The sequence below is a fragment of the Klebsiella sp. Sb-30 genome (assembly GCF_057652795.1).
The window spans coordinates 2,656,622-2,672,917 of sequence record NZ_CM172749.1 but is presented as its reverse complement, the minus strand read 5'-3'; the positions used below and the strand labels follow the sequence as shown (position 1 = coordinate 2,672,917).

Annotated in this window: 15 protein-coding genes and 2 pseudogenes; 15 read left to right on the top strand and 2 right to left on the bottom strand. The window is 54.3% G+C overall.

Annotated elements, in window-relative coordinates; translation table 11 throughout:
* Positions 1–8 precede the first annotated feature (8 nt).
* The 6 genes from AC236I_RS12595 to AC236I_RS12570 all read left to right on the top strand — a co-directional run bounded on the left by AC236I_RS12595 (position 9) and on the right by AC236I_RS12570 (position 4,732).
* Positions 9–641 carry a class I SAM-dependent DNA methyltransferase gene (locus tag AC236I_RS12595; RefSeq protein ID WP_048023555.1) on the top strand — a complete coding sequence of 211 codons (633 nt, stop codon included), beginning with the start codon at positions 9–11 and terminating at the stop codon, positions 639–641.
* Between the two features lie 213 nt (positions 642–854).
* Positions 855–1,808 carry a hypothetical protein gene (locus AC236I_RS12590; RefSeq protein WP_004861921.1) on the top strand — a complete coding sequence of 318 codons (954 nt, stop codon included), beginning with the start codon at positions 855–857 and terminating at the stop codon, positions 1,806–1,808.
* 132 nt (positions 1,809–1,940) lie between these two features.
* Entirely contained in the window at positions 1,941–2,366 is a 426-nt protein-coding gene (locus AC236I_RS12585) for a hypothetical protein (protein ID WP_162661303.1), read from the top strand.
* Positions 2,367–2,371: 5 nt separating this feature from the next.
* A complete protein-coding gene (locus tag AC236I_RS12580; protein ID WP_004861926.1) occupies positions 2,372–2,926 on the top strand; it encodes an RNA polymerase sigma factor in 555 nt (184 codons plus the stop codon).
* 202 nt (positions 2,927–3,128) lie between these two features.
* On the top strand, positions 3,129–3,401 hold the full coding sequence (gene hipB / locus AC236I_RS12575) for a type II toxin-antitoxin system antitoxin HipB (protein WP_032717448.1): 273 nt from the start codon (positions 3,129–3,131) through the stop codon (positions 3,399–3,401).
* On the top strand, positions 3,401–4,732 hold the full coding sequence (locus AC236I_RS12570; protein WP_015584335.1) for a type II toxin-antitoxin system HipA family toxin: 1,332 nt from the start codon (positions 3,401–3,403) through the stop codon (positions 4,730–4,732). Before hipB ends, AC236I_RS12570 begins: the two co-directional genes overlap by 1 nt.
* On the opposite strand, the gene AC236I_RS12565 is transcribed toward AC236I_RS12570, so the two are convergent.
* Positions 4,665–6,071, bottom strand: coding sequence for a glycoside hydrolase family 10-like protein (locus AC236I_RS12565; RefSeq protein WP_015584334.1), 1,407 nt, complete (start codon positions 6,069–6,071; stop codon positions 4,665–4,667). The genes AC236I_RS12570 and AC236I_RS12565 overlap by 68 nt on opposite strands.
* Before the next feature lie 714 nt (positions 6,072–6,785).
* Between AC236I_RS12565 and AC236I_RS12560 the strand changes: the two genes are divergently transcribed.
* The 8 genes and pseudogenes from AC236I_RS12560 to AC236I_RS12525 all read left to right on the top strand — a co-directional run.
* Positions 6,786–7,844: a branched-chain amino acid ABC transporter substrate-binding protein gene (locus tag AC236I_RS12560; protein ID WP_325939086.1), complete on the top strand. Its 1,059-nt coding sequence runs from the start codon at positions 6,786–6,788 to the stop codon at positions 7,842–7,844.
* A 99-nt stretch (positions 7,845–7,943) separates the two neighbouring features.
* Complete coding sequence (locus AC236I_RS12555) at positions 7,944–8,858, top strand: ABC transporter permease subunit (RefSeq protein ID WP_015584333.1); 915 nt, start codon at positions 7,944–7,946, stop codon at positions 8,856–8,858.
* Positions 8,859–8,868: 10 nt separating this feature from the next.
* On the top strand, positions 8,869–10,155 hold the full coding sequence (gene livM / locus AC236I_RS12550) for a high-affinity branched-chain amino acid ABC transporter permease LivM (RefSeq protein WP_015584332.1): 1,287 nt from the start codon (positions 8,869–8,871) through the stop codon (positions 10,153–10,155).
* A complete protein-coding gene (locus AC236I_RS12545; RefSeq protein WP_032717450.1) occupies positions 10,152–11,027 on the top strand; it encodes an ABC transporter ATP-binding protein in 876 nt (291 codons plus the stop codon). Before livM ends, AC236I_RS12545 begins: the two co-directional genes overlap by 4 nt.
* Positions 11,024–11,740: an ABC transporter ATP-binding protein gene (locus AC236I_RS12540; protein WP_325938430.1), complete on the top strand. Its 717-nt coding sequence runs from the start codon at positions 11,024–11,026 to the stop codon at positions 11,738–11,740. Before AC236I_RS12545 ends, AC236I_RS12540 begins: the two co-directional genes overlap by 4 nt.
* A 261-nt stretch (positions 11,741–12,001) precedes the next feature.
* Positions 12,002–12,877: an NAD(P)-dependent oxidoreductase gene (locus tag AC236I_RS12535; protein ID WP_032717451.1), complete on the top strand. Its 876-nt coding sequence runs from the start codon at positions 12,002–12,004 to the stop codon at positions 12,875–12,877.
* Positions 12,878–13,596: 719 nt separating this feature from the next.
* Positions 13,597–13,755, top strand: coding sequence for a hypothetical protein (locus tag AC236I_RS12530; RefSeq protein WP_004861965.1), 159 nt, complete (start codon positions 13,597–13,599; stop codon positions 13,753–13,755).
* Between the two features lie 229 nt (positions 13,756–13,984).
* Positions 13,985–14,407 (top strand): annotated as a pseudogene (locus AC236I_RS12525) (helix-turn-helix domain-containing protein); the annotation flags it as partial.
* A gap of 223 nt (positions 14,408–14,630) precedes the next feature.
* Here AC236I_RS12525 and AC236I_RS12520 read toward each other — a convergent pair.
* Complete coding sequence (locus AC236I_RS12520; protein ID WP_487608823.1) at positions 14,631–15,584, bottom strand: PIN domain-containing protein; 954 nt, start codon at positions 15,582–15,584, stop codon at positions 14,631–14,633.
* Between the two features lie 231 nt (positions 15,585–15,815).
* On the opposite strand from AC236I_RS12520, the pseudogene AC236I_RS12515 reads away from it, so the two are divergent.
* Positions 15,816–16,182 (top strand): annotated as a pseudogene (locus tag AC236I_RS12515) (ISNCY family transposase); the annotation flags it as partial.
* Positions 16,183–16,296: the final 114 nt, after the last annotated feature.

Genomic DNA, 16,296 nt, shown 5'->3' with positions numbered 1-16,296 from the left:
ACGAACGTATGCAATCCCCGGAACCTTCTCCCCCGGATAATCCGTGCGCTGAGGAGATCATCGATCTGTATGAGCGCCATGCCCGACGCTGGGCGGAACTGCGTTCAACCCACTTGTTTGAACAACCCTGGCTGGATACGTTTCTTGCGCGGGTGAGACCCGACGGTCATATTCTCGATATTGGCTGCGGTAACGGCACGCCTGTCGCCGCCTACTTTATCCGCCGGGGATATCGGGTGACCGGCATCGACGCCTCCCCGACGATGATTGCCCGCTGCCGCCGGGACTTTGCGCAACAACAGTGGATGGTGGCAGATATGCGCACCCTGGCGCTGGGGCAGCAGTTTGACGCGCTGCTGGCGTGGGACAGCTTCTTCCATCTGACCCGTGACGCCCAGCGCGCGATGTTTGCCCGCTTTGCGGCCCATGCCCGTCCGCACGCGCCGCTGATGTTCACCAGCGGGACCCACGATGGGGAAGCTATCGGGCGGTTTGAGGGGGACGAGCTCTATCATGCCAGCCTGGCGCCGGAAGCGTATCGCCTGCTGCTGGAAACCCACGGTTTTGAATTACTGAAGCATGTTGTCAACGACCCGTGCTGCGGCGGGCGCACGGTCTGGCTGGCGGTAAAAAACGCCTGAATCTGTGCCTTGCAACGATCGGCTGAGCGCGCGGACGACCAGGGGCCGGCAGAAAATACGTCAATCCGCGCGTTGGCTCGCCAGGAGGGATGCAAAACTATCGCTATACTGAATTATCATACCGATCCGCTGTTTTTCGTCAGGTCAGTATTTCATTGTCAGCCCAGGCTTTCGGGTAACCCTTTGATCTCCGGGTGAGGTTTCAAATAAGAAATGATGGTTTCTTTGCCACGTGCCTGCACTCTGTCTGCTGCCCTGTTGCTGGTCAGTCCGGCCTGTCTGGCTCTTGACGGTAGCCATTTAAAACAGCGCGCCGATGCCGTGCTGATGCTGATGAGCTACACCGTCGTCCCCGACGTCACCGCCAGCGACCTCAATATCGGCTCCGGCACCAATGAGAAAAATCAGCTGTCGATTACCCAGTTCGGCGGCGGGGCGACCCTGAGTAAACGTTATCCGATCTATTTAGAGGGAACGCTGGGCTACAGCCGCTACGATCCGCAGTTTGTCCTGAGCAACGGCGATGACAGCCGCACTATTCCGGCGAAGTGGAACAGCCTGACCGGGACCGGCGGCATCGGCTGGGACTTTAATCTGTATACCGATAAGTGGGGCGGTACGCTGGTCCTGCGGCCCATTTTTAACTTTATGCTGGGGACCATGGCCAGCGACGTGCGGATCGGCAGCCGGTTGATTGAGCATAAGCGGGATGCGGACTTTAAATTTCTTGACGGTGGACGGCTTAATGCATACGGGCTCGGTGGTTCGCTGATGCTGGATTACGAACTGTTCTCCAAAGAGCAGGATATCGATGTTGAACTGCGCTATTCCGGCATGAGCCTGCAAACCTTTGGCAGCACGCCGGAAGCCGTCAGCGGACAGTCCAGCGCCGAAAACCTGGGGCTATATCTGCGTCGCCGGGCGCCCATTTCCGACTGGACGCTGTTGAAAAGCCCGGTGCGCTACGTGCTGGAAGGCGCGCATACCGAGTATCTGGGCGATCAGCGCGGGCAGCTTGGGTTTAACGGTCTTAGTTCGCTGGGAGTTGGGCTGGAGCTCGACAGCAGCCAGTATCCCGTGTTCATCAGCCGCACGCGTCTCGTCGCCCGCTATATGTTCGGGGATAATACCCGGGGCTACGGCGTCGGTTTAGCAATGAGTTTTTAGTCGCGTTTGTTCTGACTGCGCATCGAACTGTGCAACTTGCCGCTTTTTTTTATTTTTTTAGCAATATTCCCGCCGCTCATTCGTCTACCTCAGCACAAGGTTACTTTTCACTACGTTAATGAGGTCACACTGATGAGAGATTTTGGAATGCACGGCTATGCGCGCGATCGCCAGTTCGGTCATCATCGAATGGCTAAACCGCTGATTATCGGCGTGGTGCTGATCGCGATTCTTGGGCTGCTGGTGATGTCGCTGTGGAATGCGCTGCTGCCGGCCATTCTTGGCGTCAAGAGTATCGGTTTCTGGCAGGCGTTAGGTATTCTGGCACTGTCGCGCATTCTGTTTGGCGGTCTGGGCTTTCGCCCCGGCATGTTCGGGATGCGTCGCCGGATGCACGAACGCTGGATGAAGATGAGCCCGGAACAGCGCGAAGAGTTTATTCAGCGCTTCCACCATCGCGCTTCTCGCGACCCGCGCGGGCATTGCGGCTGGCACGAACGCCGGGAGGAGAAAACCCCGCCGCAGAACGACGCGGTCAAAACGACGCCAGACGAGTGAGTCAGATGAAAACAGGGCCAGGCGGGGAGTCGCTGTTGCTATCGGCAATCAACGCCTGCCGCTCACGGCTGAGCGCGTTTATCCGCGGTCGGACGCCGGTGCGCGATGATGCGGATGATATCCTGCAGGAAGTCACCTGTCAGCTGATGACCGTGGAACAGCCGGTGGAGAACGTGGCGGCCTGGCTGTTTCGTGCGGCACGTAACGAGATGACCGACCGGGCGCGTAAAAAGCGTGAGCTGCCCTTGGCGGGCTATGTGAGCCCGGACGACAGTCTGCCGGAGGATGAGCTCTCAGAGACGCTGTTTGGCGTACCGCAAACGCCGGAAGAGGAGTATCTGAAAGCGCTGCTCTGGGAGGCGCTGAATCAGGCGCTGTCCGAACTGCCGACCGCCCAGCGCGAAGTCTTTGAGAAGACCGAACTGCAAGGCTACAGCTACAAGGAGCTGGCTGAAGAGTGCGGGGCCAGCGAGCAGGCGCTGCTCTCGCGCAAACATAAAGCCGTTCTCTATCTTCGTTCGCGTCTGCGGACCTTCTACGATGAGCTGGTCGACGGCTAAGCCCGCCGTCCGGTTCCGCGCTTTCCTCTCATGCAGCTCGTCTGACTAAGCCCAAAACACCCAAAATATCCCCATAAGGGGATATTTTTATGTTTATCCTTTAGTGGGGATAAATGGCGGAGAGCGGCGAGCAATCCGGTTGACATTATCCCTGACAGGGTATAAACAGTGTTTTATCCGCAGAAGAGGATAAGGAAACCCGATGAGCCCTTCACCAACGATATACAGCCCGGTTCAGCTGGCAAACTATCTCAAGCTGGTGCGCCAGAAAAACCAGTGGACGCAGAGCGAGCTGGCTCAGCGTATGGGGATTAAACAGGCCACCGTCTCTAACTTTGAAAATCATCCCGAGAAAACGACGTTAACCACGGTGTTTAAAATTTTACAGTCACTGGAACTGTCGATGGCGATTTGCGAAAAAAATGCGCCGGATACCGACGATAACCGTGATAACCCGCGGGATCTGGAGTGGTAATGGCGACTCTCGTGACATGGATGAACAATGAGCGGGTCGGCGAGCTAATCAAGCAGGCGAACGGCGCACATCTCTTTCGCTATGAAGAGGCGTGGATGCGCAATCCGCGCGCCAGACCGCTCTCACTGTCGCTTCCGCTGCAGTACGGTAACATCACCGACGAGGCGGTATTTAACTACTTTGACAATCTGCTGCCGGACAGTCCGCGGGTACGGGACCGCATTGTTAAGCGCTATCAGGCGCGTTCAAAGCAGCCGTTTGATCTGCTGGCCGAGATCGGACGGGACAGCGTCGGGGCGGTAACGTTACTCCCGCCAGGAGAAAATGCGCCCCGCGGGGCGTTGAGCTGGGAGCCGCTGGATAACCACGCTCTGGATGCGTTACTGACGGCCTACCAGTCGGATATACCGCTCGGAATGGTCAACGAACACGATGATTTCAGGATCTCGGTGGCCGGGGCCCAGGAGAAAACCGCGCTGCTGAAAATCGGCGAGCAGTGGTGTATCCCGACGGGTACCACGCCGACTACCCACATCATTAAACTGCCCATCGGCGAGATCAAACAGCCGGATGCGGTGCTGGATCTCAGCGAAAGCGTCGATAACGAATATTTGTGTCTGGCGCTGGCCCGGGCGCTGGGTTTTGCCGTTCCACCCGCCAGCATTATCCAGACAGCCAGTATCAGGGCGCTGGCGGTGGAGCGTTTCGACCGTCGCTGGGCGCAGGAGAAAACGGTGCTGCTGCGTTTGCCGCAGGAAGATCTGTGTCAGGCCTTCGGCATTCCGTCATCGATTAAGTATGAGTCCGACGGCGGGCCGGGCATTCGGGCAATTATGGCTTTTCTGGTTGGCTCCAGCGAGGCACTCGAGGATCGCTATAACTTTATGAAGTTTATGGTGTTCCAGTGGCTGATTGGCGCAACCGATGGCCACGCCAAAAACTTCTCGATATTCCTCCAGCCGGGCGGCAGCTACCGCTTAACCCCGTTCTACGACATTATCTCCGCGTTTCCGCTGCTTGGCGGAAAGGGACTGCACCTGAGCGATCTCAAGCTGTCGATGAGTCTGAAGGCCAGTAAAGGGCGTAAAACGGAGATCCAGACGCTCTATCCGCGTCACTTTCTCGCCACGGCTAAAGAGGTAGGGTTTGCCCAACAGCAGATGCTGGAGATTCTGCGCTATTTTGTCGATAACGTTCCCCGCGCGGTTGAGGCGGTAAAGGGGACTTTACCGCCTGACTTTTCACAACCGGTATATGAGGCGATCACCGATCGCTTACTGTGGGTCCATTCACGCTTGCAGAACGCAATGGCGGCGTCTCCGTCGGGCTGAGCGAGGGCCCGACGCGACTTCCCCAGCGGCTTTTCAGGTAGTTCACCGCCTGCCGGGTCTGCGGCTGGTTGAGATAGTTCTCGCGAAACAGGATCGTCCCCTGGATTTGCGGCATCGATTCGTTCAAATCCAGCTGTTTCTTCAGCTCCGGAACGCCGCCGTTGACCATCCAGTCGGGCTCATTTTTCGACGGCTCGCCAATTTTATACAGCGCCACGCCGATATACAGCCGGGTACCGGTCGGTTTCACCACGTCGGCCCACCATTTAGCAAGCACATCATAGCGGGCCGCATCACGGGCAAAGGGCCAGTACAGCTGAGGGGCGATGTAGTCAAGGAGCCCCTGCTGAACCCAGCTGCGGGTATCGGCGTAAGACTCATCATAGGCGGCCGCGCCGCGGGTGTCGGATCCTGCCGGATCGTGTGACCGGTTACGCCAGACGCCCGCAGGACTGACGCCGAACTCAACATCGGGATTAAGCTGCTTGATGGTGCGTGACACCTGGGCAATCAGCTGCTGGGTATTGTGTCGCCGCCAGTCCGCCTTTGAGGCATATCCTTGTCCATACTTCCGGTAGGTCTGGGTGTCGTTCAGCGCGGAACCCGGCGATTCGGTGTAGAAGTAATCGTCAAACTGCACGCCGTCAACCGGGTAGTGTTCCACCACTTCGGCAACGATGCTGGTTATCCAGTCGCGGACTTCCGGAATCCCCGGGTCGAGGACAAAGCGGTCGCCGGCGGTACGGATCCAGTCGCGATGCAGCACGAAGACGCTGGAGGGGATCTGCGACAGGGTTCCGTTGAGTTCGCTGACGGTTTTTGGCCGGGTGTTCACAGAGACGCGATAGGGGTTAAACCAGGCATGGACCCGCATACCGCGTTTGTGGGCTTCATCGAGCATAAACTGGAGCGGATCGTAGCCCGGATCCTGGCCAATGTGGCCGGTGAGCATATCGGACCACGGCAAAATTTTTGACGGCCACAGCGCGGTGCCATCCGGCTTGACCTGGAAGAAGACGGTATTGATGCCGAGGCTTTGCAGTTTATCCAGTTTATCGGTCAACGCTTTCTGCTGCTGACGGATCCGAACCGCAGGGTCGCCAGTCGTCACCGAGTCGACAGGCGGCCAGTCAAGGCGAGATACCGTTGTCAGCCAGACGCCGCGTACCGGTTCATGGGTTTTGGGTAAATGGGGCTGTTTCAGCGCCGGAGGAAGCGGAGTCACCAGAGAGGCGGGCGGTTTACCGGAACAGCTCACCAACAACAGCGCGGCGGCCACGGCCGCGGCGGACAGGGTGACTTTAGCGAAAACAGGGACGCTACGAGAGCAGAAAATCATATTCGTCATCGTTATAGGCCGTTGCGTGAAGATGCATTCTCCTACGATTCGGATTCAAGTCAATCAGTGTGTGTATTCTCCCCGCGTCTGACCTGTTGTTATGTGGGCTGGGCGGGCGCGGCGGCGAACGACGCCGCAACAGCGTCGGGTCGTTATCGCCGCCTTTTGCCGTCAGATGAGGTCAGCCGGCACGATGGAAATCATAAGAGTGGGCTATGCGTCCATAGCGCGGAATCCCTGTTAACGCGCCGCTTCTCGCGCGTCTTGTTATATTGTTCACAATACCGCAACAAAATTATTCACTCTCATGATCATTTTCGCACTTTTGCACCAGGGCAGTGCGCAACGAGTGAAAAGAGCAACTATGTTTAGCTCGCTGGTCGATATGGACGCCGCAGTTCCCGACTCGCCACGTGATGGCAACAGACCTCCTGACTCGTACTGAAATGCACGTCAGCCGGAGGCGGTAACGTTGTTATCACGCGTTATTGCCATCCATCACTAAGCGATCTGACGCGCCATTTCTCCCTGGCGGGATTTTTGCTTCTTCCACCCCGGCCGTGACGGCACATTGTCAGCCTTCGGCAAACCAAACAGTAATTGATATTTTCCGCGCCGTAACAGGGCGCAAGGCTATAAATCGCTGAGGAATATCGAATGTCTCTGAAACTTAAAAAGTTGACTCTTCATTTTGCGATTGCGGGTTGTATGAGCGTGGCATTTTACGCACAGGCGGATGTGAAGATTGGTGTTGCCGGACCGTTTACCGGGCCGAATGCGACTTATGGCGCCCAGTACTGGAAAGGGGCCTCGCAGGCGGCGGCGGATATTAATGCGGCGGGAGGAATCAAAGGCGAAAAAATTGTGCTGGTTCAGGGGGACGATGCCTGCGAACCCAAACAGGCGGTCGCGGTGGCGAACCGTCTGGTCGATGAGTCCGGTGTCTCTGCCGTGGTGGGGCATTTCTGTTCGTCATCCACCATGCCGGCCTCCGAAGTCTATGATGAGGCTGGTATTCTGACGATCACCCCGGGCTCGACGAACCCGCAAATCACCGAACGCGGTATGAAAGATATGTTCCGCATGTGCGGTCGTGACGACCAGCAGGGGGCTATTGCGGCGAACTATATGCTGGATGTGCTGAAGGCGAAAAAAATCGCCGTGATCCACGATAAAGATACCTATGGCCAGGGGCTGGCGGATGCCACCCGCGCCGCGCTGGCGAAACGCGGGACGAAAGAGGTGCTGTACGAGGGGTTGTCCCGGGGCGAGAAGGACTTCAACGCGCTGGTGACCAAAATTGGTGCGCTGAAGCCTGATGTGGTCTATTTCGGCGGCTGCCATCCGGAAGCCGGCCCGCTGGTTCGTCAGATGAGAGAACAGGGGGTACAGGCGAAATTCTTCTCCGGCGATTGTATTGTGACGGAAGAGCTGGTGACCGCTGCCGGCGGCCCGCAGTTCACTGACGGCGTGCTGATGACCTTCGGTCAGGATCCGCGCACCATTGCGGAAGGGAAAGCCGTGATTGAAAAATTCCGCGCCAGCGGTTTCGAACCGGAAGGCTATACCCTGTATGCCTACGCGTCGATCCAGGCGATCGCCGCAGCCTATAAGGCCGTTGGAGCCGATAACACCAAAGCCAGCGAATGGCTGAAAAACCACAGCGTCGATACCGTGATGGGCAAAAAAGCCTGGGATGGCAAGGGCGATCTGAAGGTATCCGATTACGTGGTTTATAAGTGGGATGATAAAGGCAAATATCACCAGCTTTAACCGCCAGAACTTTCCGCCCCTTCGCAAGGGGCTATTCGCGAAAAGGCAGCGGCGGTGCGCCAGGCTGTTCGCTGCCCGTTTACCGGCAGGATGGTGTCTATGGAAGCGTTCTTTCTACAACAATTGATCAATGGGCTGACGCTGGGCGCCGTATATGGATTAATCGCCATCGGCTATACCATGGTGTACGGCATCATCGGCATGATTAACTTCGCGCACGGCGAGGTGTACATGATTTCGGCCTATCTGTGCGCTATCGGGCTGGCGCTGCTCTCCGGTTTTGGGATTCACTCTTTTCCTTTGCTGATCTTCGGCACGCTGGTCTTCACCATTGTGGTGACCGGCGTCTACGGCTGGACTATCGAACGTATCGCCTACCGGCCGTTGCGCAACTCCACCCGCCTGGCGCCGCTGATTTCGGCTATCGGTATGTCGCTTATCCTGCAGAACTACGTACAAATCAGCCAGGGCCCCAATCAACAGGGGATCCCGACGCTGCTCTCCGGCGTCCTGCGTTTTGAGGTTGGCGACGGCATCGTGCAAATCACCTGGACCAAAATATTTATCCTTGTCGCCGCGCTGGTGGGCATGATCGTCCTGACCTGGATCATTCAGCATACCCGGCTCGGGCGCATCTGCCGGGCGACGCAGCAGGATCGGCGAATGGCCGCAATCCTTGGAATTAATACCGATCGGGTGATCTCGCTGGTTTTCGTCATTGGCGCGGCGATGGCCGGTCTGGCTGGCGTGCTGGTGACCATGAACTACGGCACCTTTGATTTCTATATCGGTTTTATCATCGGCATCAAAGCTTTTACTGCCGCCGTGCTGGGGGGGATCGGCTCGCTACCCGGCGCGATGCTCGGCGGTTTACTGCTGGGGGTGGCCGAAGCGCAGTTCGCCGGGCTGGTGAACTCGGATTACAAAGATGTTTTTTCCTTCGCGCTGCTGGTGGCGATCCTTATTTTCCGCCCGCAAGGGCTGTTGGGTCGCCCGATGGTTGCTAAGGTTTAAGGGGTCAAACATGGCTGAAGTGTCCCGTAAGCCAGGGCTGGATATCAGGCGCTGCCTGATCGACAGCATCCTGGCCGGATTGTGCGCGCTGATTGTATTTGGCCCGATCGTGGGCATTGTGCTTAAAGGTTACAGTTACAATCTGTCAACCCAGCGGGTGTTGATACTGGTTGGCATCGTGATGATTGGGCGACTGCTGCTCAGTCTGCTGCTGCAAAGTCGCAGCGGTCGCCAGTTTCTCGCCCGTTTTGAAGGAACGAATGATGGCGTATACGTGAGACCCGCCGGTTATCGTTCGCGGCTGCGCTGGGTGATTCCGCTGCTGGCGCTCCTCGCAATCCTGTTCCCGATCGTCGCCACGAAATATCTGCTGACGGTCGCCATTCTCGGGCTGATTTATGTCCTGCTGGGACTGGGGCTGAATATTGTGGTCGGTCTGGCGGGCCTGCTCGATCTGGGCTATGTGGCCTTTTATGCTATTGGTGCCTACGGGCTGGCGTTGGGTTATCAGTATCTGGGGCTGGGATTCTGGGCAATGCTGCCGGCCGGTGCCATTATGGCGGCGCTGGCCGGTGCGCTGCTGGGATTTCCGGTGCTGCGAATGCATGGCGATTATCTGGCGATTGTCACCCTCGGGTTTGGCGAAATTATCCGCCTGGTGCTGAATAACTGGGTCAGTTTTACCGGCGGACCGAATGGGGTTTCCGTCCCGGCGCCGACGCTGTTCGGCCTCGAGTTTGGCCGGCGGGCCAAAGACGGCGGGGTGCCCATCCACGAGTTTCTGCACATCAGCTATAACCCCAACCTCAAATTTATCTTTATCTACGCCGTGCTTTGTCTGGTGGTCCTGCTGGTGCTGTTTATTAAGCACCGGCTGACGCGAATGCCTATCGGGCGCGCGTGGGAGGCGCTGCGTGAAGATGAGATAGCCTGCAGGGCTATGGGGCTCAACCATGTGCTGGTGAAGCTCTCGGCGTTTATGCTGGGAGCCTCCACGGCAGGAATTGCCGGGGTCTTTTTTGCCACCTATCAAGGGTTTGTTAACCCGACCTCGTTTACCTTTTTTGAGTCGGCGTTGATTCTGGCCATCGTGGTGTTGGGCGGAATGGGCTCGACGCTGGGCGTGGTGCTGGCCGCGTTTGTCCTGACGGTGGCCCCGGAACTGCTCAGGGGGTTCGACGAATATCGGGTGCTGCTGTTTGGCGTATTAATGGTGCTGATGATGATCTGGCGGCCGCGTGGGCTGGTGCGTACCAGTCGTACGGGGGTAGCGGTACGGAAGGGAGTGGCGCCATGAATGACACTATTTTGCAGGTTGAGCATCTGATGATGCATTTTGGCGGCATTAAAGCGCTCAATGATGTCAATCTTGAGGTCAAAAGAGGGTCAATTACCGCGCTGATTGGCCCTAATGGCGCGGGGAAAACCACGGTATTTAACTGTCTGACCGGGTTTTATCGTGCAACCGGCGGGGCGATCAGGCTAGATGCCCGTTCGCGGATCACCGACGTGATTCAGGTTCTGGGGCAGAAGCTTCATCCGACGGATTTTCTTCATCCAGCCGCGCTGGGATCGCGGCTGTATTACAAAATGTTCGGTGGGACGCATCTGGTTAACCGGGCGGGGCTGGCACGAACCTTTCAGAATATCCGGCTGTTTCGTGAGATGTCGGTAATTGAAAATCTGCTGGTGGCCCAGCACATGCAGGTAAACCGTAATTTACTCGCCGGGATCTTAAATACCCGCGGGTATCGAAATGCCGAAAACCGGGCGCTGGATCGGGCCTTTTACTGGCTGGAGGTGGTCGGGATGGCGGATTGCGCTAACCTGCTGGCGGGAACGCTCTCCTACGGGCAGCAGCGGCGGCTGGAGATTGCCCGCGCGATGTGTACCGGGCCAGAGATGATCTGTCTGGATGAGCCGGCGGCGGGGCTGAATCCCGTGGAGACTCAGGCGCTGAGCAAGATTATCCGCTTCCTGCGCCAGTATCACGGCGTGACGGTACTCTTGATTGAACACGATATGGGAATGGTGATGGAGATTTCCGATCAGGTGATCGTGCTCGATCATGGCGACGTGATCGCCCGCGGCGAACCGAAGGAGATTCAGTCGAATACCAGCGTGATCGCGGCCTATCTCGGAACGGATGAAGAGGAGCTTGCCGAATGAGCCAACCGTTGCTTGAATTTCGTCAGGTTGATGTGTTCTATGGTCAAATCCAGGCGTTGAAACAGGTCTCCTTAACGGTTAATGAAGGGGAGACGGTGGCGCTAATCGGCGCCAACGGCGCCGGGAAGTCCACGCTGTTAATGTCCATTTTTGGCCAGCCACGCATCGCTGCAGGAGAAATTCGCTATCGCGGCGAGGATATCAGCCGACGATCTACCCATTTTATTGCCAGTAACGGTATTGCCCAGGCGCCGGAAGGGCGGCGAATTTTTGCCGATATGACGGTGGAGGAAAACCTGCTGATGGGGACAATTCCCGTAGGCAGCCACTATCAGAATGAGGACAAAGCGCGAATGTATCAGCTTTTTCCGCGTCTTGAAGAGCGACGGGCGCAACGCGCCATGACGTTATCGGGGGGCGAACAGCAGATGCTGGCCATTGCCCGGGCATTGATGAGCCGGCCAAAACTGTTACTGCTGGATGAGCCCAGCCTTGGACTGGCGCCGCTGGTGGTCAAACAGATCTTCCAGATCCTGCGGGAGCTGACGCAGCAGGGCATGACGCTGTTTCTGGTGGAACAAAATGCGCATCATGCGCTGAAGTTGTCCGATCGCGCCTACGTCATGGTGAATGGTCAGATTCAATTAACCGGAACGGGCAGGGAATTGTTGAATAACCCGGAGGTGAGAAATGCCTATCTCGGCGTCACCTGATAAGTGACAGCGTCACCATTTAAACATAAAAAAGCAGCGATATCCTGTCCGCCGGCGATTTCCCGCCGGCGTTTGTTTTTCTCGCCAGGGCAAGCCACTGATTTCTGCAGGATAAAGACGATAAACGTGCTGGCCTTTGTTCCGCGGATACGGGCATACTGAATGAACTTTACCCGGTTAGCACGCTACCGACGTCACCTGAACGGACGGATCGCTGCCCGGGACGCTATGCAGGTGCGAAATTAACGCAGGAGAAATGGAATGAACTTACCGGTTGTTGCCGTTATTGGGCTCGGCGCCATGGGGCATGCTTTTGCCAGCAATTTGTTAAAAAAAGGCTTTACCGTTCATGGCTGGAACCGTTCCCCTGAGCGGGGTGAAGATTTGATGGCCAGCGGATTAATCCGTCACGCGACGCCGCAACAGGCCGCGGCGTCGGCGGAGGTGATTCTGTCGGTACTGACCGATGGTGAGGCGACTCTGAATGCGATCCGCGAAATGGCTCCGGTTTGCCAGCCAGATGCCGTTTTCTGCCAGATGGGGACGATTGGCGTGGAAGAAACACAGGAGGCCGTTGACCTGCTGGCGTCGCTTCGTCCATCGATGGTCTATCTTGATGCTCCGGTGTCGGGAACCAAAAAACCGGCGGAAAATGCGCAAATTCTGGTGCTTGCCAGCGGGGATCGTCAGCGAGGCGCAAAGGCCGAGAGCGTCTTTGCCGCGATTGCGCGCGGCACACAATGGTTTGGTGATGCCGGCAACAGCCAGAAAATGAAGCTGGTACTGAACGCCTGGCTGATCACCATGATGGAAGGCGTCGCAGAAAGTACGCTACTGGCGGCGAAATTAGGTTTTACGCCAGAAGCGTTCTGGGGCGCGCTTGACGGTGGCCCGCTGGCGGCACCGTATGTGAAAGCCAAGCTGGAGATGATCGCGGCGAATGATTTTACTCCGCAGATGCAGCTCAGCCATGCGCTGAAAGATGCCCGGCTGGCGCTCGAAGCGGCGGAAGATACGCAGCTGCCGATTCTGGCCACCATCGCCGACTGTTGGGATGACGCCGCCGATGAGGGATATGCCGATCGAGACCTGGCATCGGTGTATGCCTGGCTGGCGGGACGGCCGACAACCGAGTAATAATGCCAAAAGAGCAGGGAGCCTACGTGAATTCTTGTGCATAATCGCGTACTGCGAAACATACAGAATTCACGTAGCGCACGCATTTTCCATTAAATCTTTATAAATCATAAGGTAATACGCGGAATATTCCAGTTTTTGGGGATCGCTACGCCGACATCAGCGATATTCGCTGTAGTTGTGCCTGGGCGTGGAATATTACGTTTGTGTTCTGAGCACCATTGCTGCGCTGTACCCGCAGGGTTTTGTGTTATTAAGCCAGACGAGGCTGACTGTTTGACAATGCTTAATACCTTACTTTTTAAAGCGATCGTGATTTTAATTCTCGTTATGTCGTGTTGGGACTTTTTAAGAAAAAGAGTGAATACAAAAGTCGCAGAACCTGAAGACAAAATTGCCGCAGCCAACGCCAGAGAGCGCCATCAATGGCGCTATGCCAGGTGGGGATGGAATTTAATACAGCTCGCGTGCTGCCTGTATTTCATTTTTTCCGCTATTCGTTTCATTTTGAGTTAGCGACAAGCTGCCGGACCAGTGGTTTGACTGGGTCACTGGCGTTCGGGACACCGGGAATTGCCTGCACTGACGGAGAAAACTGGAATGCGCCGGAGCCGGATTAACGCAGTGTCCGACAACGTGATGACTCAGCCAGGCCGTATTCAGCCAGACAGGACTGAGATAGTGCCCAATTCATCAGCTGGCAACTGAGGGTGAGCCGAATGGGTATTTATCCACATCCACAGACATTTGTGATTATGGTAGCAATCTGCGGTGGTGATGCTGAGTTGATGAAGCAGCAACAAGCAGCACGCGGTATGAAGATAATGTATCCCGAGCTGATGTATGAAAAAGGGCAGGAACTCAAGGCGGGCATCTAAAGTTTACTTATTGATATCTGGCATAGCATCAGGGCCGTATAACGTCAGGGTTCCTTAAATGCAATTTAACATAATATACATTATGCGCACCAATGATGTAGGGGCTCAATGATAATGTCTATTTGTGGCTCATTAGGAATGTCCAGGCTAAAGTTCTCAGACCTATATGCCTAGTCAACAACTCACTTTTCCTGATGAGGAGTTTTCTGTGGCTATACATGACACCGGGATGTTCACCGTGAAAGAAATCAACCGCCTCAAAATCCTTCAGGATGTCATCGACCGCAACCTGCGTCCTGGTCAGGCAGCCGAAATGCTCGGTATCACGCCGCGCCATTGCAGCCGTCTGCTGAAACGTTATCGTCAGTCCGGGCCACTGGGCATGAATAACCAGAGTCGTGGTCGCACCGGAAATCGCCTGCTTCCCGCATCATTGACTGATCAGGCCCTGAATATCATCCGTGAACGCTATGCCGATTTTGGTCCCACACTGGCGCGGGAAAAGCTCGCTGAAAATCACGGTATTGTTCTTGGTAAGGAAACGCTCAGACGGCTTATGATAAAAACCGGGCTCTGGGTTCCCCGCAAGCAACGTGCGCCAAAAATTCAGCAGCCACGCTATCGCCGGGCTTGCTGCGGCGAACTGATCCAGAGAGCTTAAGGTCCGCTTTGAGCGAGGAGCGGAAGTTCTCGCATAGGTAATGAAGGCATGACTAACATTGACACGTGTTGATCTTCAGGGAACAGGTCAGGATCATCAAATCCGCTGTGAGTGAATTACAGACCTTAGTTGTATGCAATGGCAACAAAAATTTATGTGCTGGACTTTGTATGATTTGTCTAAATGGGAGATTTTATCTCCCATTTTTCTATTTTTAATCTATCATTACGCTGAAAGTTTCAAGCATGCCTTCTGGATCTTTTTCCTCGTCACCTTGTTTAATGATCATGTAGGCTAAACTTTTCACATCGGGATCATCTTTGATGTATCGAACCTGATTGTTTTCGAAATAAATTTTTATAATCTTGAAAATTTGATCTTGTTTAAACTCTTTGAATTTTAGAAGTTTCGAAACAACACGATGAGTACTAGCAAAACTCGCCGACTCTTCTAATTCTTTAATGGTCAAGTTAACTTCCATATCTGCTAAATTATTAGCTTGCGGAAAGTGCTCTTTGATGAACTCCGATAATCTAGCATAGATATGCGGTTCAGATTTTTTCTTGGTTTGCCATTCATATTTCAGATATTCATTCATATCATCTTTAATGAAAGAACTTTTATAATCACCATCTTCTGTGATTAGGTATATGTCTTCACCTTCTGGTATAGCAGCTAGTAAGCACTCCCAGTTTACTGCGTCGCCGTAAGATTTATTCTTTCCAGGCGGATTGCCCAAGTCATAACGACGCTTACCTTTTTCGATAGTTGCTTCATCAACTTCTATTTTTACTGCTGCAGCAAAAATTTTTTTGATAACCAAATCTGCTGCCAAAGTTTCATCTTTAAATTGCTGCTGTATATCTTCAAAAATTTTATTCTTAAGTCTATTTGCTTCACTTACTGTTCTAAGGAATGTTTTTTGATCTACATGTTGCCTAAAAATATGTGGTAATGTTGGCTTATAGTCTTTCTCAATTTCTTTAATATTATCAGCAACTACTTTAGAACGATTTCTCCAAAATTCATTTTTTAAAAGTTCAGGCAACCAAATTTTTAGTTGCCCATAGTCGTGCAAAGCAAATACTTTATTTAGTTCATCTAACTTGTCTTGCCCCATACGATAAAAGTCTAGATAAAGATTTGTATCAATGAATACGTTCATCATTACTCCTTGCGTGCCAGATACTTCCTAACATTACCAAATGAGCCAGTAATTTAAAACATAATTAAATCAAAAGAGTTATATATCAGAGATTGCAAAACTTCCGCTCCTGGCACTAAGCGGACTTTTCAACATCAGGACATTTCTAACGAGCCAGTGATTAGACAATTCCAGTGAGCTTTGACAAATGATGTGGTAGCAAAGCTATAATGTCCCATCGAGGGATTCCGATGCATTGTTCATGCAGCGGAGTTTTTCACTTTGGATGAAGTTAACCGACTCAAAATCATTCACGATGTTGTCGCCAGCGACTGACCACACAGATAGCCGCGCAGCGCCTTGGGTATCTTCGAGCGTCAGTGTCGCGACGTCTTCTTTCGCGTTACGCGAACACAGCTAACCGTCTCGGGGAAAAACCAGCAATAACCAGCTCCCGGCCGGTCTTGCCCGGTATGCACTCAACATAATCCGCGAACGCTATATCGACTTTGGGCCGACACTAGCACGTGAAAAACTCGCGGAACTTGATGACCATCAGTCCACAGAAACTGTCCGGTCGCTTAGGGTTAAAGCTGGTCTCAGGGTTCCCCGCAAACAACGAGTTTGCCACTCATTATCAGACTCAACATTCTTTACCGTTTACCATTTTAACCAGTAAGAAGTTCCATTCGTTTCCCACAATCTCTGTTGCCGGCTGTATCAATAATGAAACATC

Bases quoted from the DNA above. Each gene is read 5' to 3' on its own strand.
- hipB (WP_032717448.1), top strand. From the start codon at position 3,129: ATGAGCCCTTCACCAACGATATACAGCCCGGTTCAGCTGGCAAACTAT.
- AC236I_RS12590 (WP_004861921.1), top strand. From the start codon at position 855: ATGATGGTTTCTTTGCCACGTGCCTGCACTCTGTCTGCTGCCCTGTTG.
- AC236I_RS12565 (WP_015584334.1), bottom strand. From the start codon at position 6,071: ATGATTTTCTGCTCTCGTAGCGTCCCTGTTTTCGCTAAAGTCACCCTG.
- AC236I_RS12545 (WP_032717450.1), top strand. From the start codon at position 10,152: ATGAATGACACTATTTTGCAGGTTGAGCATCTGATGATGCATTTTGGC.
- AC236I_RS12570 (WP_015584335.1), top strand. From the start codon at position 3,401: ATGGCGACTCTCGTGACATGGATGAACAATGAGCGGGTCGGCGAGCTA.
- AC236I_RS12580 (WP_004861926.1), top strand. From the start codon at position 2,372: ATGAAAACAGGGCCAGGCGGGGAGTCGCTGTTGCTATCGGCAATCAAC.
- AC236I_RS12595 (WP_048023555.1), top strand. From the start codon at position 9: ATGCAATCCCCGGAACCTTCTCCCCCGGATAATCCGTGCGCTGAGGAG.
- AC236I_RS12520 (WP_487608823.1), bottom strand. From the start codon at position 15,584: ATGATGAACGTATTCATTGATACAAATCTTTATCTAGACTTTTATCGT.
- AC236I_RS12535 (WP_032717451.1), top strand. From the start codon at position 12,002: ATGAACTTACCGGTTGTTGCCGTTATTGGGCTCGGCGCCATGGGGCAT.
- AC236I_RS12530 (WP_004861965.1), top strand. From the start codon at position 13,597: ATGGGTATTTATCCACATCCACAGACATTTGTGATTATGGTAGCAATC.
- AC236I_RS12585 (WP_162661303.1), top strand. From the start codon at position 1,941: ATGAGAGATTTTGGAATGCACGGCTATGCGCGCGATCGCCAGTTCGGT.
- AC236I_RS12540 (WP_325938430.1), top strand. From the start codon at position 11,024: ATGAGCCAACCGTTGCTTGAATTTCGTCAGGTTGATGTGTTCTATGGT.
- AC236I_RS12555 (WP_015584333.1), top strand. From the start codon at position 7,944: ATGGAAGCGTTCTTTCTACAACAATTGATCAATGGGCTGACGCTGGGC.
- livM (WP_015584332.1), top strand. From the start codon at position 8,869: ATGGCTGAAGTGTCCCGTAAGCCAGGGCTGGATATCAGGCGCTGCCTG.